This window comes from Pseudoduganella albidiflava, assembly GCF_004322755.1.
GTDB lineage: Bacteria > Pseudomonadota > Gammaproteobacteria > Burkholderiales > Burkholderiaceae_D > Rugamonas > Rugamonas albidiflava.
In genome coordinates this window covers 2,661,817-2,682,869 of sequence record NZ_CP036401.1, presented here as the reverse complement: position 1 = coordinate 2,682,869, position 21,053 = coordinate 2,661,817, and the positions used below count along the sequence as shown (strand labels likewise).

Annotated in this window: 16 protein-coding genes; 9 read left to right on the top strand and 7 right to left on the bottom strand. The window is 66.1% G+C overall.

All coding sequences use genetic code 11. The features are described from left to right. Positions 1-8: 8 nt before the first annotated feature. Genes EYF70_RS11235 through gcl form a run of 4 tightly spaced genes read right to left on the bottom strand, consistent with a single transcriptional unit; the run spans position 9 to position 4,797 of the window. The gene (locus EYF70_RS11235; RefSeq protein WP_131145479.1) at positions 9-1,271 is read right to left on the bottom strand and encodes a glycerate kinase type-2 family protein; all 1,263 of its coding nucleotides are present in this window, start codon (positions 1,269-1,271) and stop codon (positions 9-11) included. Then, entirely contained in the window at positions 1,268-2,170 is a 903-nt protein-coding gene (gene glxR / locus EYF70_RS11230) for a 2-hydroxy-3-oxopropionate reductase (RefSeq protein WP_131145478.1), read from the bottom strand. The genes EYF70_RS11235 and glxR overlap by 4 nt, the downstream gene beginning before the upstream one ends. A 56-nt stretch (positions 2,171-2,226) precedes the next feature. Further along, the gene (gene hyi, locus EYF70_RS11225) at positions 2,227-3,003 is read right to left on the bottom strand and encodes a hydroxypyruvate isomerase (RefSeq protein ID WP_131145477.1); all 777 of its coding nucleotides are present in this window, start codon (positions 3,001-3,003) and stop codon (positions 2,227-2,229) included. Between the two features lie 12 nt (positions 3,004-3,015). Continuing rightward, a complete protein-coding gene (gene gcl, locus EYF70_RS11220; protein WP_131145476.1) occupies positions 3,016-4,797 on the bottom strand; it encodes a glyoxylate carboligase in 1,782 nt (593 codons plus the stop codon). A 101-nt stretch (positions 4,798-4,898) separates the two neighbouring features. Between gcl and EYF70_RS11215 the strand changes: the two genes are divergently transcribed. After that, on the top strand, positions 4,899-5,816 hold the full coding sequence (locus EYF70_RS11215) for a LysR family transcriptional regulator (protein WP_131145475.1): 918 nt from the start codon (positions 4,899-4,901) through the stop codon (positions 5,814-5,816). A 64-nt stretch (positions 5,817-5,880) separates the two neighbouring features. Here EYF70_RS11215 and EYF70_RS11210 read toward each other — a convergent pair whose 3' ends face one another. Next, on the bottom strand, positions 5,881-6,807 hold the full coding sequence (locus EYF70_RS11210) for a hypothetical protein (RefSeq protein ID WP_131145474.1): 927 nt from the start codon (positions 6,805-6,807) through the stop codon (positions 5,881-5,883). A gap of 354 nt (positions 6,808-7,161) precedes the next feature. Here EYF70_RS11210 and EYF70_RS11205 point away from each other — a divergent pair, with 354 nt between their 5' ends. Next, positions 7,162-10,392: an ATP-binding protein gene (locus EYF70_RS11205; RefSeq protein WP_131145473.1), complete on the top strand. Its 3,231-nt coding sequence runs from the start codon at positions 7,162-7,164 to the stop codon at positions 10,390-10,392. Here EYF70_RS11205 and EYF70_RS11200 read toward each other — a convergent pair. Further along, entirely contained in the window at positions 10,343-12,043 is a 1,701-nt protein-coding gene (locus EYF70_RS11200) for an FAD-dependent oxidoreductase (RefSeq protein ID WP_165497625.1), read from the bottom strand. The genes EYF70_RS11205 and EYF70_RS11200 overlap by 50 nt on opposite strands. A 131-nt stretch (positions 12,044-12,174) precedes the next feature. Further along, on the bottom strand, positions 12,175-13,008 hold the full coding sequence (locus EYF70_RS11195; RefSeq protein ID WP_131145471.1) for a 3-keto-disaccharide hydrolase: 834 nt from the start codon (positions 13,006-13,008) through the stop codon (positions 12,175-12,177). A 235-nt stretch (positions 13,009-13,243) separates the two neighbouring features. On the opposite strand from EYF70_RS11195, the gene EYF70_RS11190 reads away from it, so the two are divergent. The 7 genes from EYF70_RS11190 to EYF70_RS11160 all read left to right on the top strand — a co-directional run bounded on the left by EYF70_RS11190 (position 13,244) and on the right by EYF70_RS11160 (position 21,044). Further along, on the top strand, positions 13,244-14,152 hold the full coding sequence (locus EYF70_RS11190; RefSeq protein ID WP_131145470.1) for an AraC family transcriptional regulator: 909 nt from the start codon (positions 13,244-13,246) through the stop codon (positions 14,150-14,152). A 66-nt stretch (positions 14,153-14,218) separates the two neighbouring features. Next, a complete protein-coding gene (locus EYF70_RS11185; protein WP_131145469.1) occupies positions 14,219-14,878 on the top strand; it encodes a gluconate 2-dehydrogenase subunit 3 family protein in 660 nt (219 codons plus the stop codon). Positions 14,879-14,880: 2 nt separating this feature from the next. After that, positions 14,881-16,620: a GMC oxidoreductase gene (locus EYF70_RS11180; protein ID WP_131145468.1), complete on the top strand. Its 1,740-nt coding sequence runs from the start codon at positions 14,881-14,883 to the stop codon at positions 16,618-16,620. 44 nt (positions 16,621-16,664) lie between these two features. Further along, positions 16,665-17,516 (top strand): sugar phosphate isomerase/epimerase family protein, encoded by an 852-nt coding sequence (locus tag EYF70_RS11175; protein WP_131145467.1) that lies wholly within the window; start codon positions 16,665-16,667, stop codon positions 17,514-17,516. Between the two features lies 1 nt (position 17,517). Next, on the top strand, positions 17,518-19,008 hold the full coding sequence (locus tag EYF70_RS11170) for a sugar ABC transporter ATP-binding protein (RefSeq protein WP_131145466.1): 1,491 nt from the start codon (positions 17,518-17,520) through the stop codon (positions 19,006-19,008). Beyond that, positions 18,986-20,026, top strand: coding sequence for an ABC transporter permease (locus EYF70_RS11165; RefSeq protein ID WP_131145465.1), 1,041 nt, complete (start codon positions 18,986-18,988; stop codon positions 20,024-20,026). Before EYF70_RS11170 ends, EYF70_RS11165 begins: the two co-directional genes overlap by 23 nt. A gap of 43 nt (positions 20,027-20,069) precedes the next feature. Next, complete coding sequence (locus EYF70_RS11160) at positions 20,070-21,044, top strand: substrate-binding domain-containing protein (protein WP_131145464.1); 975 nt, start codon at positions 20,070-20,072, stop codon at positions 21,042-21,044. Positions 21,045-21,053: the final 9 nt, after the last annotated feature.

Sequence of the window (21,053 nt, the reverse complement as noted above, 5' to 3'; positions counted from 1 at the left end):
CATCAGTATCACAGCAGCAGAATCGCCCGGAAGTCGTTGACGTTGGTAAGTGTCGGACCGGTGATCAGCGCGTCGCCCAGCGCGCCGAAGAAGCCGTGTCCGTCGTTGTTGTCCAGGCTGTCGCGGGGCCGGATGCCATGTGCCCAGGCGCGCGCCAGCGTGTCCGGGCCGATGAAGGCGCCCGCCACTTCCTCGGCGCCATCGACGCCATCGGTATCGGCGGCCACGCCATGCACGTCGGCCGCGCCATCGAGCGCGATCGCCAGCGCCAGCAGGAATTCCACGTTGCGCCCGCCGCGGCCGTTGCCGCGCAGGGTCACCGTGGTCTCGCCACCGGACAGCAGCACGCACGGTGGCTTCACCGGCTGGCCGTGGCGGTGCACCTGCAGCGCGATGCCGCCCATCACGCGCGCCACTTCGCGCGCTTCGCCTTCGATACTGTCGCCCAGGATCACCGGCGTCACGCCGGCATCCAGTGCCACCGCGGCAGCCGCTTCCAGTGCCATCTGCGGCGAAGCGATGATATGGGTCGTGACGTTTTCCAGCCGCCGGTCGCCCGGTTTGACGGTTTCGCCGTCGCCGCTCTCGAGCAGGCGGCGCGCGCCGGCCGGCAGGTCGATGCCGTAGCGCTTGACGATCGCCAGCGCGTCGGCGCAGGTGGTGGCATCGCCCACGGTCGGGCCGGAGGCGATGTCGGCCGGGTGGTCGCCCGGCACGTCGGAAATCAGCAGGTTCACCACGCGCGCCGGGTAGCAGGCCGCGGCCAGCCTGCCGCCCTTGATGGCGGACAGGTGCCGGCGCACGCAGTTCATTTCAGTGATGGTGGCACCGGAGGCGAGCAGCGCGCGGTTGATCGCCTGCTTGTCTTCCAGCGTCACGCCGGCACCGGGCAGCGGCAGCAGCGAGGAGCCGCCGCCGGAGATCAGGCAGATCACCAGGTCGTCGCTGGTGAGCCCATGCACGGCGCCGAGGATGCGCTCGGCCGCGGCACGGCCGGCCGCGTCCGGCACCGGGTGCGCCGCCTCGATGATTTCGATGCGTTCGCACGGCACGGCATAGCCGTAGCGGGTGACCACGATGCCTTCCAGCGGCCCCGCCCAGTGCTTCTCGAACGCCTGGGCCATCGCCGCCGATGCCTTGCCGGCACCGATGACGATCGTGCGGCCCTTCGGCGCCGGTGGCAGGTAGCGGCCGATGGTCAGCGAAGGCTGCGCCGCGTTCACGGCGGCGCTGAACATTGCCCCAAGCAGTTCACGCGGCGCGGCACTCATTTCGTGTTCCCTGCCTGCTGGCCGATCTCGAAGTTGGCCATCACTTCCAGCGCCCGCACCATGGCCGAGTGGTCCCAGCCGCCGCCGTCGCGCGCGGCGCAGGCGTTGAACAGTTCCTGCGCGGTCGCCGTGTTCGGCAGCGACATGTTCAGCTGGCGCGCGGTGGTCAGGGCCAGGTTCAGGTCCTTGCGGTGCAGGTCGATGCGGAAGCCCGGATCGAAGGTGCGCTTGATCATGCGCTCGCCGTGCACTTCCAGGATGCGCGAGGAAGCAAAGCCGCCCATCAGGGCTTCGCGCACGCGGGCCGGATCGGCGCCGGCCTTGGCGGCCAGCAGCAGCGCCTCGCCCACGGCTTCGATGGTCAGCGCCACGATGATCTGGTTGGCCACCTTGGTGATCTGGCCGTCGCCGTTGCCGCCCACCAGCGTGATGTTCTTGCCCATCAGCTGGAACAGCGGCTTGACGGTCTCGAACGCCTTGTCGCTGCCGCCGACCATGATGGTCAGCGACGCGGCCTTGGCGCCCACTTCGCCGCCCGACACCGGCGCATCCAGGTATTCGCAGCCCAGCGCGTTGATGCGCTTGGCGAATTCCTTGGTGGCCACCGGCGAGATTGAGCTCATGTCGACGACGATCTTGCCGGCCGTCAGGCCCTTCGACAGGCCGTGCTCGCCGAACAGCACGTCTTCCACGTGCGGGGTGTCCGGCACCATCACGATGATGATGTCCGCGGCCTTGGCCACGTCGGTGCCGCAGGCGCACACGCTGGCGCCGGCTTCGATCAGGTTCGACGGGGTCGGCGTCTGCGAGTACGTGAACAGTTTGTGTCCGGCGTCCGCCAGGTGTTTCGCCATCGGGGCGCCCATGATGCCCAGGCCGATGAATCCGATATTTGCCATGATGTTCTCCTCTGTGTTCTCTTCAGTTGTCCGGGGTACTGCCGTGGTTTGACGGCTTACTTCACTTCCTGCAGCCAGCGCAGGCCTTCGCGGGTGTCGCCGGCCGGCTTGTATTCGCAGCCGATCCAGCCGTCGTAGCCAAGCTTGTCGATGTGGCGGAACAGCCAGCCGTAGTTGATTTCGCCGGTGCCCGGTTCGTTGCGGCCCGGGTTGTCGGCCACCTGGATATGGCCGATGCGGCCCAGGTGGCGCGTCAGCGTGGCGCCCAGCTCCCCTTCGGTGCGCTGCGCGTGGTACACGTCGTATTGCACGAACAGGTTGTCGGAGCCCACCTCGTCGAGGATGCGCAGCGCCTGTTCCGTGCGGCTCAGGTAGAAGCCCGGGATGTCGTAGGTGTTGATCGGTTCGATCAACAGGCGGATACCCGCTTCCTTCAGCTTCGCGGCGGCGTAGGCCAGGTTGTCGACCACCGTCTGGCGCAGCACTTCCTCGGTCACGCCGGCCGGCGCGATGCCGACCAGGCAGTTCACCGTACGGCAGCGCAGCGCGGTGGCGTATTCGATGGCCCGGTCCACGCCCTGGCGGAACTCCTCCACGCGGTCCGGGTGGCAGGCGATGCCACGCTCGCCCTGCTCCCAGTTCCCGGCCGGCAGGTTGTGCAACACCTGGGTCAGGCCGTGCTGTTCCAGCTGCGCCGCCAGTTCTTCCTTGGCGAACGGGTACGGGAACAGGTACTCGACACCCTTGAAGCCGGCGTCGGCCGCGGCCTTGAAGCGTTCCAGGAACGGCAGCTCGTTGAAGAGCATGGTCAGGTTGGCTGCGAATCGTGGCATCTCAATCTCCTCTTATTTCAGGTTGCGCTTGGCGACGGCGGTCGGTGCATCGCCTTCTTCGGTGGCCAGCGCCTCGAACTCGTTGATGGCGTTGATCTCGGTGCCCATCGCGATGTTCGTCACGCGTTCCAGCATGATCTCGACCACGACCGGCACGCGGAATTCCTTCATCAATTCGCGGGCCTTCGCGAAGGCTGGCTGGATGTCGGCGATTTCACGAACGCGGATCGCCTTGCAGCCCAGGCCTTCGACGACGGCCACATGGTCCACGCCATACACGCCCAGTTCCGGTGCGTTGATGTTTTCAAAGGCCAGCTGCACGCAGTAGTCGATGTCGAAGTTGCGCTGCGCCTGGCGGATCAGGCCGAGGTAGGCGTTGTTCACGACCACGTGCAGGTACGGCAGGTTGAACTGCGCGCCGACGGCCAGCTCCTCGATCATGAACTGGAAGTCGTAGTCGCCCGAGATGGCGACGACCTGGCGTTCCGGATCGGCGGCGCACACGCCCAGCGCGGCGGAAATGGTCCAGCCCAGCGGACCGGCCTGGCCGCAGTTGATCCAGTTGCGCGGCTTGTAGACGTGCAGGAACTGGGCGGCGGCGATCTGCGACAGGCCGATCGTGCTGACGTAGCAGGTGTCCTGGCCGAAGGCCTTGTTCATCTCTTCGTAGACGCGCTGCGGCTTGATCGGCTCGTTGTCGAAGTGCGTCTTGCGCAGCATGGTGCGCTTCCGCTCCTGGCACTCGGCCACCCACGCCGAACGGTCCTTCAGGGCGCCCAGCGCATCCAGGCCGCAGGCCACGTTGATCAGCTGGTCCAGCGCGGCGCCGGCGTCGGACACGATGCCGTAGTCCGGGCCGAAAACGCGGCCGATCTGGGTCGGTTCGATATCGATGTGGACGAACTTGCGGCCTTCCGTATACACCTCGACCGAGCCGGTGTGGCGGTTGGCCCAGCGGTTGCCGATGCCGATCACGAAGTCGGAAGCCAGGATCGTGGCGTTGCCGTAGCGGTGCGACGTCTGCAGGCCGGCCATGCCCGCCATCAGCGGGTGGTCGTCCGGCAGCGCGCCCCAGCCCATCAGGGTCGGGATCACCGGCACGTTCAGGATCTCGGCGAATTCGCGCAGCTTGGCCGCCGCGTCGGCGTTGATCACGCCGCCGCCGCACACGATCACCGGGCGTTCGGCCGCATTCAGCATTTCCAGCGCCTTCTCGGCCTGGGCACGGGTGGCCGCCGGCTTGTACAGCGACAGGCTTTCATAGGTGTCGATGTCGAATTCGATCTCGGCCATCTGCACGTCGAACGGCAGGTCGATCAGCACGGGGCCGGGGCGGCCCGAACGCATGATGTGGAAGGCCTGCTGGAACACGCGCGGCACCAGTGCCGGTTCGCGTACCGTCACCGCCCACTTCGTGACCGGCTTGGCGATCGATTCGATGTCGACGGCCTGGAAGTCTTCCTTGTACAGCCGGGCACGGGGAGCCTGGCCGGTAATGCAGAGGATAGGTATCGAATCCGCGATTGCCGAATAGAGGCCGGTGATCATGTCGGTGCCCGCCGGGCCCGACGTGCCGATGCACACGCCGATGTTGCCGGCCTTGGCGCGGGTGAAGCCCTCGGCCATGTGCGAGGCGCCTTCAACGTGGCGTGCCAGCACGTGGCGGAAGCCGCCATCCTTCTTCATCGCCGAATACAGCGGGTTGATCGCCGCACCCGGCACGCCGAATACGGTCGAAATTCCTTCCTTGCGCAGTACTGCTGCCGCTGCGTCGATTGCTCTCATACGGGCCATGCTCGTCTCCTGGTTTCCAAACAATGACCCCAGCATACGGAGATGGCGGAAACAGTTGAATTGCTGCTAGTATTCGATCAGTCGATACTTGGAGTATGGAATTGGACCGTTACACAGAAATCCGCAGTTTTTTGCTCGTTACCGAGAAAGGCAGCTTCGCCGCTGCCGCTGTCGCCGAGGGCGTCACCCCCGTGGTGATGGGGCGCCGCCTGGACGCCCTGGAACGCCGCCTGGGCGTGCGCCTGATGCACCGCTCCACGCGGGGCCTTACCCTCACCGCGCTGGGCGAGCAGTTCATCGAACCCTGCCGCCAGCTGTTGCGCGATTTCGACATCGCCGAAAACAGCATCAGCGCCGGCCGCGCCACCGTGCGTGGCCACCTTGTCGTCTCGGCGCCGGCGGCGTTCGGCCGCTCGCACGTGGCGCCCCATGCGCCGGCCTTCCGCTCGCACCACCCGGAACTGAAGATGTCGTTCAACCTGACCGACAGCGTGGTGGACCTGGTACGCGAAGGCTACGACATGGGTATCCGCATCGGTGAAGTCACCGATCCGAACTACGTGGCCGTGCCGCTGTTCCCGAACCGCCGCGTGGTGTGCGGCACCACCGCCTACTTCGAGCGGCACGGCATTCCCCGCACGCCGGACGACCTGGTGCGGCACAACTGCCTGGCGTTCAACCTGCAGGGCGGCCAGCAGCGCGGCTGGATCTTCCAGGACGGCGGCAAGCCGTTCGCCGTGCGCGTGGATGGCGACCTGTCATGCAACGATGGCGAACTGCTGTTCGACTGGGTCAAGCAGGGCTTGGGGATCGGCTGGCGCTCGACGTGGGAAATCCAGGCCGAGCTGAAACGGGGGGAACTGGTGACGGTGCTGGACGAATACGCGGTGCCGAGCTATCCGATCCAGGCAGTGTATCCCCAGCAGCGCTACCTGCCGGCGAAGATCCGGCATTTCATCGATCACCTGAAGCTGGTGTACAACGCGCCGGGGTATTGGGAAAAGGCGCGGGGGAGCTGACCGCGCGCGGACATGCGCTCCGGCGCGCCGGGGGGCGCATCGGAGCGCGGCAGCGCCGTGCTGCTTACGGCTTCACGATCAGGATCGGCACCAGGTTCGCGTCCGCAGCGAACTGCGTACCCCAGTCGACGCCGTCATACGACCAGCCATTGTTGATGTCGAAGGACACCGCACGGGAATTGCCGGGCGCTCCTGTCAGGTCGACCAGCATGCTTGCCGAGTATGCCTGCTCGACAACAGCGCCGTTGTTCAGCGGCTGGGTGCTGAACATCAACAGCACCTTCTGGATCGGCACGATCACGTCGAGCCCGTTGCCGAACAGCGGGAAGGCGCACAGTGGATTGTTTTCCCCTTCCACCAGCTGGGAAATCCCGGTCGTGAACGGCGTGTTGACGGTATTGCTGATCGAGATCGCACCGGCCGTGCCGCCGGCCTGCACGTTGCCGATACCGGTCTTGTCGGTCACGACGAGTGTCTGGTCGAGACTGATGGGCGAGGTGAAGGTGGCCGTGATCGAGCCGCTGCTGATCTGGTCGGAGCCGCTCGTGTAAGCGCTGTACGACTCGGTCCACTCCACCTCCGTCTGCGTCGAGAAGGTACTGGTGGAGAACCAGACGACCGGTACGCCGCTGCCCATCGACGATTTTACCGCCTTGAAACCGTACAGCTGGTAATTGTTGTCTGACAGTGCCTGTACGGTATCGATGCTCATCGTGATGGAAACACCATACCAGTTGCCGATACGCGCCGCCGCAGCTGGCGAAGTGATCTCGACCTTGATCGACAGCTTTTTCGCGGCGTTCTCCAGCCGGTTCACGTTCATCGGCACGGCACCGCGTGCGACAAAACCGTCGTCGACGCGCGGCTCGTACCGGTAGGCGAGCGGATCGAAACCGGCCTCGGCGATGATCTGCTGGACCTGGCCTTCGGTGATCTTGCTGCTGACGAAGTCGTATACATGCGTGACTACTGCGCGTTCTAGGACATCCATGGTGATTCTCCTGGTTCCGGGGTTTTGGGGAAGTCTTCGTGGCGGCGTGCCGCGTCGACAGGTCCAGAATAGGCGTGCGCCAGCGTCGAACCGGGATCAGTCCGGCATCACTTCGGTGTCAACCGCGCAAGCACGTGCGTCAACGATTCGCCATATTCGCCGCAACGCCGCCACACGGCGCTTGAGCCTTCGCAAATGGTGAGCGACAATCGGTCTGTTTCGCCGGCGCCGGCCACTTCCCCAGCGGGCGGCGCCTGGCTTGCTTTGCGCTAGTGACTGCGCTACTGACCGCGCTTCCACCGCCCGGAAGACCGGTGACCCGGCGGGCGGAAACTTGCTTGCCAAAGGAGCAGCATGGACACCGCACAACAGCACGACTTTCGCGCGGTGCAGGACGGCCGCGTGACCCTCGACGCGCGCCGCCTCAAGGCGCTGCGCCAGCAGCGCGGGCTGAGCCAGGAAGCCCTGGCAAGACTGTGCTTCGAACAGCGCCTGTGCGTCTCGATCGCATCGATCAAGCGTGCCGAAACCAGCAAGTCCGTGCTCTACCGCACCGCCAGCCACCTCGCCCGGGTATTCGGCAGCGATATCGAGGCGCTGGTCGCGGGTCCGCAGGAGCAGCAACAGGCGAGCGCGCCGGATGCCGGCGCTGACCAGGAGGTGCGCAGCGTCGTGATCCTGGAATTGCCGTCGGCCCCGCTGCCGGAAGAAACGCTGGCCGCGATTCGCCAGCTGGTGCTGCAATTCGGTGGCAGCCTCGCGGCCCATGGCCTGGCGGTGTTCGGACTGCCGAAAGCCTACCGCAGCGATGCGCTGCGTTGCGTGCAGTGCGCCGTCGAGCTGGCGCAACTGCTGCGTGGGCGGCACGCCACGCTGCTGATCGGCAGTGGCGACTGGCCGCCCCCGGAACGCCGTCCCACGGCGGCGCTGCCGGACACGCCAGGCGACGGCGCGCTATTCGGCCCCGGTACGGTACTGGTCGAGCGCAGCCTGAGCCTGCAGTTGCGCGAACGTTTTGTTTTCGCGCCGTCGCTGGCGATGCCGGGCCACGTGCGGCTGCTGCATTCCTGCCATTCCGAACGCGTCGCGCAGTATCCGCTGATCGGACGCTACGTGGAGATCGGCCAGTTCAAGGCGGCGCTGGATAGCACGCAAACGTACCAGACGGGGCATATCTGCTACCTGCGCGGCGTGGCAGGCATCGGCAAGTCCCGGCTGATGAGCGAGTTCATCGAGATTGCCGAGCAGGGGCAGTTCGACTGCCACGTCGCTTCGGTCCTCGACTTCGGCCAGGAGGGCGATGCGGCGCCGCTGCGCATGCTGGCGCGGAACCTGTTCGCCCTGCCCCGCAGCACGGCCAATGCCGGGTTCCAGCTCGGCGAGCAGATGCGCCGGCTGCAGCTCGACGAAGCGTTGACGGTGCATTATCACGCCCTGCTCGGCCTGGCCCCGCCGCCCGATCTGGCGACGGTCTATGCGGCGATGACGCATGCGACGCGCCGCCAGTTCCAGGTCGCCGCGCTGCGGCAGCTGATCATGCGCCGGGCGATCGAGCGGCCCGTGCTGCTCGCCGTCGAGGATATACACTGGGGCAATGCCGAGCTGCTGGAAACGCTGGGAGAACTGCTGCAGGACGTGCAGGAAGCGCCGGTCATCTGGCTGCTGTCGTCGCGCTTCGAGCAGGATCCGCTGGAAAGCACGCTGCGCCCGTACCTGAATGGATCACCGCTGACGGTGTGCGACCTGCCCGCCTTGCGCAATACCGAAGCGCAGACGCTGGCGATGCAATTCGGCAGCCAGGACGCCGACTTTCACGCACAGTGCATCGCCAGCGCGCAAGGCAATCCGCTGTTCCTGACCCAGCTGCTGCAGGCGGGCCGCTCAGGCGGCGTGCCGAGCAGCCTGAAGAATCTCGTGCAGACAAAGCTCGACCAGTTGCCGGCGCCATGCCGCACGGCGTTGCGCGCCGCGTCGGCGCTCGGCCAGCGCTTTTCGCTCGACCTGCTGCGCCAGCTGACAGGTGATCCGGCATGCGACATGGACCTGCCGCTGCGCCACCATCTCGTGCGGCGCCTGGCGCGCGACGAGTACCTGTTCGTGCATGACCTGGTCATGCAGAGGATCTACGAGTCGCTGCCGGAACGCCAGCGCACCGGACTGCATGCGGCGATTGGCGCCCTGTACGCCGGTCGCGACGCCGTGCTGAGCGCCCAGCACTACCACCGGGCCCGGCATCCGGCCGCGCCCGCTGCTTTCCTGGCCGCGATCCGCGAGCAGATGGCCGCCTACCAGTATTTCCGGGCACTGGAACTGATCAGGCAGTGCCAGGAAGTGGACTATGCGGGCCGGGACGATTTCGAGCTTTGCCTGCTGTCGGGCCGCTGCCATGCAAAGATGGGTGAAACGCAGCGTGCCAAGGCATGCTTTGCCGATGCGCGCATGCTGGCCCCGGACGACCGTCGCCGCATCGCCGCCGTGATCGGCCTCGCGCAGACGCTGAACGTACTGGAGGACATGACCGCGGAAGAGGCGCTGCTCGATGAAACCATTCCGCTGGCGGTGGCGTGCGGCGACGACGCCGGCCTGGCCGAGTTGTACTACCTGAAGGGGAATATCTATTTCCCGCAGGGCCGTTTCGCCCGGAGCCGCGGCTTGCACGAGCAGGCGCAGTATCACGCACGGCGCGGCAATGCGGTCAGCGTCGAGGCGCGGGCACTGAGCGGCATTGGCGATTCGTACTACGGCGAGGGCCGCATGCGCACCGCGTACGATGTGTTCGATCGCTGCCTGGGGCTGTGCGAGCAGCATGCGCTGACCGAGATCGAGGCGTCGAACCGCTTCATGCGGGGCACCGCGCGCATCTACCTGAACCAGTCCCGCGATGCGCTGGAGGATGCATTGCAATCCGCGGAGCTCGGCGCCCGGGTCGGCAACCGGCGCGCCGAAATCGTGTCGCGCCTGACGGCCGGCTGGGTGCTGCTGGCCGACGGCCAGGTGCCGGCCGCGAGGGTGCAGGTGGAAACCGGGCTGGAACTGGCCCGCAAGATCGGCGCGGCGCGCTTCGAACCGTTCCTGAACGAGAGCCTGGCCCGCGTGCTGCTGCTGGAGGGCCAGCCGGCTGCCGCGCACGAAGCGATCCTGTCGGCTTGGCGCCAGGTCGAACAGCTGCGGCTCGAGCGCTTCATCGGCCCGTGGGTCGTCAGCACCCTGGCGACGTTGGAGCCGGATCGTACGCTGCGCGACGAGGCCTTGCAGCGCGGTGCGACGCTGATCGAGCAAGGCTGCGTGGCGCACAACGTCTATCGCTATTACGTGAACGCGATCGAAGCACGACTGCTGCACGACGAACTGGACGCCGCCCGCGCGCTGGCCAGCGCGTTCGCCGATTTCGTCAGCGCCGAGCCGTGTCCCTGGGCCGCATATCACCTCGAACTGGCCCGGCATTGGGCCGCCTGCCGGCTGCGGCCCGATCCTTCGGCCATGGCGGCGCTGGAGGCGACACTGGCTGCTGGCCGCGCCGCCGGCCTGGGCTGGGTCATGCCACGGCTGAACCTGTATCCGCGGCAGGCTCCGTTGCTTCGCTAGCCATGCCGAGCCACATCACCAGCTGCCGGGACTGCTGCAGGCATTGCTCTTGCAACCCGGCGCCGTTGGTCCATCCTCCAGCAAACAGCAGCGGGCACTGGACCTTGCCCGCGCTGCTGAACGCCACGGCGGTCGCCTGATTGTACGCGGCGATTGCGTGCTGTGCCCGGTAGCAGGCGGCGTCCAGCACGTTATGCTTGAACATGGTCCAGGCCTTGCCAGCCAGCCGTGAGCCCATCGGGTGCGCCCGCCCGTACTCGGCTGGATGGTAGCCACCGCGCACCGCCTCATGTTGCAGGCTGCGCTGGGTCGCGCGCGGCAAGGCAGCGAACAGCCGCGGGTGGACGCGCCCGGTGCCCTGCACGCGGTCCAGCATGGTATCGACCGGGATGCGGTTCAGGTCATCGACCAGCGACACGAAAAACTGCGGCAGGCCCGCTTGGTTGTAGGGCGGATTGACCGGATCGTTCTGGTGCAGCGGGCACACATAGCTCATCCGGTATGGAAAGACGCTGTCCGCCCGGCTGCGTTTGAGTACATTGTAGGTGCGCCAGATATTCCGGCTGGGCGGCATCACGCCGTCATAGGTATGGCAGACGGCATAGCCGAATGTGTAGTCGATGCTTTCGAGCACCTGCCGCAGCTGCGCGCCAGCCGCGGCGACGCCGTCGCCGAACGCGACGATGCGGGCAGCGTCGTCGGCGTGCGTGGCCATGACGCACAGGTCGAACGTCGCGTCGGGCAGGCCCTCGCGCGCCAGCGTGACCTGGCCGGGATTGACGGTCACGTGCACCGCCGCATCCGTATGTAGCCGCACGGCCGCGTCACGACGATGTCCGGCGGTCAACCATGAGGCAAGTGCCTCGAGCCAGGTCTGGGCGCCCATGTCGAAGTAGCGCCGGTCGGGCGCCACGCCGCCTTCCTGCAGCTGGTAGTACTCGAACGGCGCGAGCAACGGCATCACCTGCGGGCCGCGCTCGTCGGCGAAATACATCGCCGAGATGCGTGGATAGTATATGTCGTCGCGCACGCGCTGCAGGCACGGCGGCAGCGCCGGGTCGCTCCAGTCGACATGCACCTTCAACTGCAGCGCCGCCGCGGCCAGCATCTGCTGCGGCGTTTCAATGCAACGCTGGAAGAATTCGCCCACCGTGTAGTCGGGCGTAATGTCTGGTAGGAGATCGATGGCGGCACGGTGCACCACGGCGATGAGCAGCCCGAGCAGGCCGTCGTCGGCACCGGCCACGCTGAAACGGGGATCGGTGACGCCTGTCGTGAGTGCCGAGTCGTCCGTCAATGCCAGGCTCCCGTCGCCGCTGAAGTAGCTGGTCGTATCCTGCAGCGGCTTCATGTTCTGCAGATAGCCGATGTCGTCCATCACCTGCTTCAGCAGATGGTACGTGGCGAGGTTGACATCGTTGACACCCAGGTCCGCCCAGCGCAGGTAGGCCCGGTTCGGACCATCGGCATCGACCCGGTCGCCCAGGTCGACAAGCACGGTCTCGGCATTCCCGCCGAGCGCCGCCTTCTTCTCGAAGATGTCGATCGAGAGCGGCCCGGGGCAATGCTTTTGCAGGTAATACGCGGTGGACAATCCGGCCACGCCGCCACCGACAATGGCGATGCGGACCGTTTCACTGGACAGGGACATGATGGGCTCCGTGGATAGGCGACGAGCCATTATCGGGCGCCATCCCGGAGGGGCACAATAAGGTGCCGGGCCTTGATACCGAACTGATCCTGCTTATGGGAAAGTACCGCCGGTGGACTGCCGGTGGCGCGTCAGAACTTCGCCACCGCCGCCGGCCCGTCCAGCTGCTTCACCATGATGTTCCGGTAGAACGTCTCGGCGCCTTCCGACTGGATCGAGAACTTGCCGCGCGCCAGCGGCACCGTCTTGCCATCCACCTTCTGCAGCGAATTCTCGCCGCGGAACACTTCATGGCCATTGACGATATGGATCAGCGTCTTCCCGTCGGCGATCACTTCCATCGTGTTCCACTCGCCGGACGGCTTCTCGTAGTTGCCTTTCTTGAGGATGCGCGCGGCCAGGCCGGTGCGCAGCGGCAGCGACGGTTCGTAGCGGAAGAACTTCCAGTCGCCCTGGTTGGCGTCGCCCACGCGGGCGTCGACCGTCACGCCATCGAGGCTGTGATAGTCGCCGCAGTCGCCTTCCTGGATCTGGAATTCATGGCTGCGCATCCAGTGGCCGCTCTGCGCGCCTTCCGGGCCGACACCGTAGTACAGCAGGCCGCTATCGCGCGGCGCGTCCAGCCGCGGGAACCATTTCTTTTCGCCCCACTTCACGTCGAACTTCAGGTGGAAATTGGCGTATTCGCCCGTGGTGTGCACCCCGCCCCACTCTTCGCCGGAAACGCGCAGCATGCCGTCGACCACCGAGAACACCTTCTTCGGATCGCTGTTGGCGCCGCGGATCGTGGTCGGCGTCTTCATGTTGTCCGAGGTGGGCTGCATGCTGACCCAGGTCGTCCAGCCGGTCAGGTCCTTCCCGTTGAAGAGCGATTTCCACCCGCCGTCGAAGGCAAGCGCGGGCGCGCAGAGGGCGATGGCGGCGGTGAACAGGCCAATACGGGCGGAACGGAGGATCGGGGTCATGGTGTCTCGCTGTGGAATTAGAATAGGAATGACAATGGTAGCGCAATAATGGTAGCGCAATCTTAACGCGATTCCATGCCGATCGGCTATCACGGAATCGGCAATCGCCGACGACGGCGGCGAATCCGCCGTGCCGAATTCGTTATAAATTTTTCCGATTTCCTGACACTTCCGGAATTACCCGAATGCTATATTTATCGCATAACAAAACGGAGACAGCCATGCGGAGACAGCCATGAGCACCATCGTCCTTGGCCGGGGAGTCGTCGTATCCCAGGGCACTCGCGAGGAGCGCCTGCAAGACGGACCGCACGCCGGCGCGCAGCGGACATCGCACCCCGGCCACGCCGGCCGGGACGCGCCGCGTGCCGCCGCACAGGCGGAATGTGCCAATTTTTTTACCGCGCATGGCATCTCCAAGCCCAGCGCATTGTTCGACACGCTGTCCGACACGTACTACTTCGCCAAGAACCGCGCCGGCCAGTTCGTGTGGGGCAACCGGCTGCTGCAGGAACAACATGACCTGGGCGACGTGAACGACATCCTCGGCAAGACCGACCATGACTTCTTCCGCCGCGACATCGCCGACCGTATCCGCGCCGACGACCTGTCGGTGATCGAGCGTGGCGTCACCGTCAAAAACAAGCTCGAAGTGCTGGGCAGCGAAAGCGGCGAGCTGACCTGGCTGTTCACGACGAAGGCGCCGATCCGCGACCGGCACGGCGAGATCGTCGGCATCGAGGGGTTCTCGCGCGACGTCAAGCGCTCGCAGGATGTCATCGCGCCCTTCCACGAATTCCGCGCCTGCATCGAATACCTGCAGGCGCACATGATGGAAACCATCAGCATCGAGCACCTGGCGCGCCTGTCCTGCATGTCGCTGTCGACTTTCGAACGCAAATTCAAGCAGCATTTTTCGCTGACGCCGAAACAGTACATCCTGCACCTGAAGGTACAGGAAGCCTGCCGCCTGCTGCCGCAAGTGAACAACATCGCCCGCGTGGCGGCGGAGACAGGGTTCGGCGGCCAGAGCTACTTCACCAAACAGTTCCGCACGGTGGTCGGCATCACGCCGAAGCAGTACCAGCTGGCGCTGGCCGGCCGGGGCACCAGCGTGCGCCGCCCGCGCCTGGCCCCGGCCTGACGCGGCGTTGCGCCGGCACCCCTTGCCGGGTTGCCTGATTTCGTAGTCTTTTTGGAGGAGACCCCCATGAACCGTGGAGAACAAGGGCCGCAAGAGCCCTCCGACGCACCACACGCCAATGCACTGTCCTCTGGTGCACGCCCGGCAGGCTCGCATGCCGGGCGCTTGTATCCCGAGAATGCACGCCGTTCCGCCCTGCTCCGCATCGGTGCGCTGTGCGGGCTGGCCCTGTCCGGCGATGTCCTCGCCGCCGTCACGGCACCCGCCGGCAACGGCGCGCCGGAGCTGCTGACGCGCGACGAGCTGGCGCTGACCGGCGTGCTGGCCGAGCTGATCATCCCTCAGACCGACACGCCGGGTGCGCTGGCGGTCGGTGCCCACCGCACCATCGACCACCTGCTCAAGGCCTGCGTGCCGAAACGCGACCAGGCCGACTTCCGCGCCGGCCTGGCGCGCATCGAGGAAGCCGCGCTGGCCCAGGGCGGCAAGCGCTTCGGCGCCCTGCCGCAAGCCCGGCAAGTGGCGCTGCTGCACGCCATTGACAATGGCGCGGCCCCCTTCAAGGGAACGGACCAGCATTTCTTCCGCCAGCTGAAGAGCTACGTGGCGTTCGCCTACTACACGTCCGAGGCGGGCGCGTCGAAGGAACTGGCCTACCTGCCCTTCCCCGGCGGCTACACCGGCAGCATCAAAGTCACCCGATCCACGCGCACCTGGGCAATCTGACCATGGAACCTGTCTCGTCGTTTTACATCAAGACCAGCCCGGAGCGTTTCGACGCGATCGTCGTCGGCTCGGGCATTACCGGCGGCTGGGCCGCCAAGGAACTCACGGAACGCGGCCTGAAGACGCTGATGGTCGAACGCGGCCGGCCGGTCGAACACGGCGTCGACTACATCGGCGAAAACAAGGACCCGTGGGTCATGCCGAACCGCGGCAAGGTCGACGCCACCGTGGCCGATGAACAGTATTTCAACCAGAAGATGTGCTACGCCTTCGACGAGCACACGCAGCAATTCTTCAACAACGACCGCGACATGCCTTACTCCACGCCCCAGGGCCGGCCATTCAGCTGGATCCGCGGCAACCAGCTGGGCGGCAAGTCGCTGATGTGGGCGCGCCAGTCGTACCGCTGGAGCGACCTGGATTTCGAGGCCAACCTGAAGGATGGCCATGGCGTGGACTGGCCGATCCGCTATGCCGACCTGGCGCCGTGGTACAGCCATGTGGAACGCCACGTGGGCATCAGCGGCAGCAAGGAAAACCTGGCGGTGCTGCCGGACAGCGAATTCCTGCCGGCCTTCGACTTCAACACGGTGGAACTGGCGCTGAAGAAGAAGTTCGACGCGAAGTACGCGCCGGCGCGCATGATCATGGGCCGCACCGCCAACCTGCGCACGCCGGGCGAAACCCAGCTGGCGCAAGGCCGCGGCCAGTGCCAGGCGCGCAGCCAATGCCACCGCGGCTGTTCGTTCGGCGCGTATTTTTCAACGCAGAGTTCCACCCTGCCGCCGGCCGTCGCCACCGGCCGCCTGCGCATCGCCACCGACAGCATCGTGCACAGCGTGATCTACGATCCGAAGACCAACCGCGCCACCGGCGTGCGGGTGATCGATGCGAACACGCTGGAGATGCGTGAATTCCATGCGAAAGTCGTGGTGCTGTGCGCGTCGACGCTGGCCTCGACGGCGATCCTGCTGAACTCGAAATCGGAGGCTTTCCCCAACGGCCTGGCCAATTCGTCCGGCGTGCTGGGGCACTACCTGATGGACCACCTGTTCGGCGCCGGCGCCAGCGGCCGGGTGGAAGGCTTCGAGAACGATTACTACCAGGGCCGCCGCCCCACGGGGCCGTACATCCCGCGCTTCCGCAACGTGATGGAGAAACACGAGAAATTCCTGCGCGGCTATGCGCTGTCGGGCGGCGCGGGCCGCGAAGGCTGGACCTCGGCCGCCTGGAAGCCCGGCTTCGGCAAGGACTTCAAGGCCATGATCCGCAAGCCCGGCGCCTGGCGCTTCGGCCTGGGCGGCCAGGGCGAAATGCTGCCCCGCTTCGAGAACATGGTGAGCCTGCACCCGACGAAGAAGGACAAGTGGGGCATGCCGCAGCTGCACATCGATTGCAGCTATTCCGACAACGACCGCAAGATGCAGCAGGATATCGCCGATACGGCCGCCAATATCCTCGAGGACCTGGGCCTCAAGGATATCGAGAAGCACATCAAGTCGCTGGAGGACTGGCCGCCCGGCCTGTCGATCCACGAGATGGGCACGGCGCGCATGGGCCGCGACCCGAAGACATCGGTGCTCAACGGTTACAACCAGGCGCACGACGTGCCGAACCTGTTCGTCACGGACGGCGCGGCGATGGCGTCCTGCGCCTGGCAAAACCCGTCGCTGACCTTCATGGCGATGACGGCCCGTGCCTGCGCCCATGCGGTGGACGAGCTCAAGGCCGGCCGCATCTGACCACGCATCAGACTACGCATCAGACTACTCACAATGGAGACGAGATGAAAACAATCCGGATGATCCCCCTGGCCGCGCTGGTGGCGCTGGCCGGCGCAGCGTCAATGGCGCAGGCCGCGCAGCCGCGCCTCGGCGTGCAGCTATGGTCCGTCAAGGACGAGATCAAGCAGGACTTCGAGGGCACGCTGGCCAGGATCGGCCAGCTGGGCTTCCAGGGCGTGGAATTCGCCGGCGAGTTCGGCCCCTACAAGAACAACCCGACCGGCCTGAAAGCCTTCCTGGACAAGAACAAGCTGCAATGCGCCGGCGCGCACATGCATTTCGATGCGCTGGCCGACGCGAAGTTCGAGGCCACCACCGCCTTCTACAAGACGCTGGGCTGCTCGAACCTGGTGATCTCGATGGATGCGCGCGGCAAGACGACCGAAGGCAGCGCACAAATGAGCAAAGAGCTTACGGCATTGTCGGGCAGGCTGGCCGGCAAGGGCATGCGCATTGGCTACCACAACCACGCCGAGGAATTCGCCGGCGCGGTGGGCAGCACGCCGTGGGACGTGATCGCGAAGAACACGCCGCAAGCCTCGATCATGCAGCAGGACGTGGGCTGGACCACCTATGCCGGCAAGGACCCGGTGGCGTACGTGCAGAAATACCCGGGCCGCACCGTGACCACGCACTTCAAGGCCAAGCTGGCCGAGGGCGCGTCCGGCACGCCGATCATCGGCCAGGACAAGACCGACTGGGCCGGCCTGGCGCGCGCCGTGCGCCAGGTGGGCGGCACCGACTGGATCATCATCGAGCAGGAGGAATATCCGAACGGCATGGGCCAGCTGGAAACGGTGGCCGCGTCGCTGAAGGGCCTGCAGGCCGTGCTGGCCAAACTGCCGAAGCAATAAGATGAGCCTTTCCGTACGTTTCAGCCATGTCGTCAAGGAGTTCGGCCCGGTGCGCGTGCTGCACGGGGTCGACTTCGCGCTGGAGGCGGGCCGCGTGGTCGGCCTGCTGGGCGAGAATGGCGCCGGCAAGTCGACCCTGATGAAGATCCTGGCCGGCTACGAGCGCCCCACCGGCGGCCAGCTGGTGGTGGACGGCGTGGAACGGCGCTTCGCCAGCGCACGCGACGCCGAGGCGCTGGGTATCGCACTGATCCACCAGGAATTCAACCTGGCCGAGCACCTGAGCATCGCGCAGAACATCTTCCTCGGCCACGAAAAGACGCGCGGCTGGCTGCTGGACCACCGCGCCATGGCGCGCGAAGCCGCCCAGTACCTGGAACAGGTGGGCCTGGCGGTCGATCCGGATACCCGCGTGTCGGAACTGATCGTCGCCGAAAAGCAGCTGGTGGAGATCGCCAAGGCGCTGTCGCGCAAAGCGCGCCTGCTGATCATGGATGAGCCGACGGCCACGCTGTCGCCCGGCGAGACGGCCAAGCTGTTCAAGCTGATGGCGCGGCTCAAGGGCGAAGGCGTGACGATCGTCTACATCTCGCACAAGCTCGACGAGATGGAAGCGCATACCGACGAAGTGGTGGTCATGCGCGACGGTAAATTCGTCACGCGCGCCAACACGGCGGACGTGAACCGGCAGCAGATGGCCAACCTGATGGTGGGCCGCGACGTGTCCGACATGTTCCTGCCGAAGGCGCCGCCGCCCGCCAGTGCGCCGGTCCTGCTGGGTGTCGCAGGGCTGACGGTGCCTGGCTGGGTTGAAAACCTGGGCTTCGACGTGCGCGCCGGCGAGATCCTCGGCTTCGCCGGGCTGGTCGGCGCCGGCCGCACCGAGGCGTTCGAGAGCATCGTCGGCCTGCGGCCCCGCAGCGGCGGCACGATCGCCATCGCCGGCAGGACCGTCAGGATCCGCAGTCCGCGCGACGCGATGGCCGAGGGCCTCACGTACCTGAGCGAAGACCGCAAGGGCAAGGGCCTGCACATGGACCTGGGCCTGCGCGAAAACCTGACGATGATGACCCTGGAGCGCGATGCCCGGCCCTGGGTCGACCCGAAGGCGGGCCGCGCCGCGCTGGACCAGGCGATCGCCGACTTCGGCATCCGGCTGCGCGACCCGGAATGCGTGGCCCGCTCGCTGTCCGGCGGCAACCAGCAAAAGCTGGCGCTGGCCAAGTACCTGCGCCCCGGCCCGAAAGTGGTCGTGCTGGACGAGCCGACCCGCGGCGTGGACGTGGGCGCCAAGCGCGACATCTATGCGCTGATCCACCGCCTGGCCGCCGAGGGGCGCGCCGTGGTCGTCATCTCGTCCGAACTGATCGAACTGATCGGCCTGTGCCACCGCGTGGCCGTGCTGCACGGCGGCCGCCTGAACGCCGTGCTCGGGCCGGACCAACTCACCGAAGAAAACCTGATCTCCCATGCAACCAACACCCACCACTGACGGCGGCGGCGCCCTGCCCGGCACGCCCGTGAAAGCCGCGGGCCCCGCGCTGGCCCGTCCCTTGTCTCGATTCAAGGGCGCCGGCCCGATCGTGGCCCTGGTCCTGCTGTGCATCGCCGGCGCCCTGCTCAATCCCGGCTTCGCCACCTTCGACAACCTGATGAACGTGCTCACGCGCACCGCCTTCATCGGCATCATCGCCGTGGGCATGACGTTCGTGATCGCTTCCGGCGGCATCGACCTGTCGGTCGGCTCGATGGCCGCGCTGATCGCCGGCGTGATGATCGTGGCGATGAATGCCCTCGCCCTGGGCGCGTCGCCACCCTCCGCGCTGGCGATCGTGGTGATCGGCATCGGGCTGGCCCTGGCCTTCGGCGCCGTGGCCGGCCTGGCGCACGGCTTCCTCGTCACGCACGGCCGCATCGAAGCGTTCATCGTCACGCTCGGCACGCTGGGCATCTTCCGCGCCGTGCTCACCTGGCTGTCCGACGGCGGCGCCATCACGCTCGATTTCAATCTGTCCGAGACGTACGGCCCGGTGTACTACCAGAGCGTGCTGGGCGTGCCGATCCCGGTCTGGATCTTCGCACTGGTCGCGATTGCCGGCGTCGTCATCCTGAACCGCACGCCGTTCGGCCAGCACGTGCAGGCGATCGGCTCGAACGAACAGGTGGCGCGCTATGCATCGATCCGCGTCGACCGCGTGAAGACGCTGACCTACCTGCTGCTGGGCGTGTGCGTGGCGATCGCCACCATTCTCTATGTGCCGCGCCTGGGCTCCGCCACGCCGACCACCGGCATCCTGTGGGAGCTGGAAGCGATCGCCGCCGTGGTCGTGGGCGGCACGTCGCTGAAAGGCGGCTCGGGGCGCATCATGGGCACCGTGGTCGGCGCGATCCTGCTGTCCGTGATCGGCAATATCCTGAACCTCACCAGCATCATCAGCGTGTACCTGAACGCCGCCGTGCAGGGTGTCGTCATCATCACCGTGGCCTACCTGCAGCGCGGCCGCCGTTAAGTATTTACCTGGATATTTACCTGGATATTTACCTGGAACCGATATGTACTCTTTTACTCTCTCTTTGAACAAGATCGCCGCCGCCTGCCTGCTGGCCAGCGCCGGCCAGGCCATCGCAGCGCAACCCGCGGCCGCCCAACCCGTCACGCTGGGCGTGGCCATTCCCACCGCCACGCACGGCTTCACGGGCGGCATCGTCTGGTGGGCCAACCAGGCGAAGAAGGAACTGGAAGCGGCCAATCCGAACCTGAAGGTCATCGTCAAGACGGCCGGCAGCACGCCGGAACAGGCCAACCAGGTGCAGGACCTGCTGGTGGTGAACAAGATGAACGCGCTGGTGATCCTGCCGCTGGAATCGGCTTCGCTGACGCAACCGGTCGCGCAGGTCAAGAACAAGGGCGTGTACGTGACGGTCGTCGACCGCGGGCTCACCAGCCCGAACGCGCAGAACGCCTACGTGGCCGGCGACAACACCGCCTTTGGCCGCCTGCCGGCCGAATACCTGGCGAAGAAACTGAACGGCAAGGGCAATATCGTCGTGCTGCGGGGCATGCCGAGCACCATCGACAACGAGCGGGTGAACGCCTTCAACGCGGAAATCGCCAAGCATCCCGGCATCAAGGTGCTCGACGCGAAATACGGCAACTGGAACCGCGACGATGCCTTCAAGGTTACCCAGGATTACCTGACCCGCTTCAAGCAGATCGACGCCGTGTGGGCGGCCGACGACGACATGGCGATCGGCGCGCTGAAGGCGATCGAGCAGGCCAAGCGCACCGATATCAAGGAAGTGTTCGGCGGCGCCGGCGCCAAGTTCGCCGTCAAGAAGGTGATCGATGGCGACCGGCTGATCCAGGCGAACGTGTCGTACTCGCCGAAGTTCATCTACGACGCCATCAAGATGACGGCCAACGCGCGCCTGAAGGGCGAGACGCTGCCGGCCAAGACGATCATCCCGTCGGTGCTGATCACGCGCGCCAACGCCAGCCAGTTCTATTACCCGAATTCGCCGTATTGAAGACAAAAG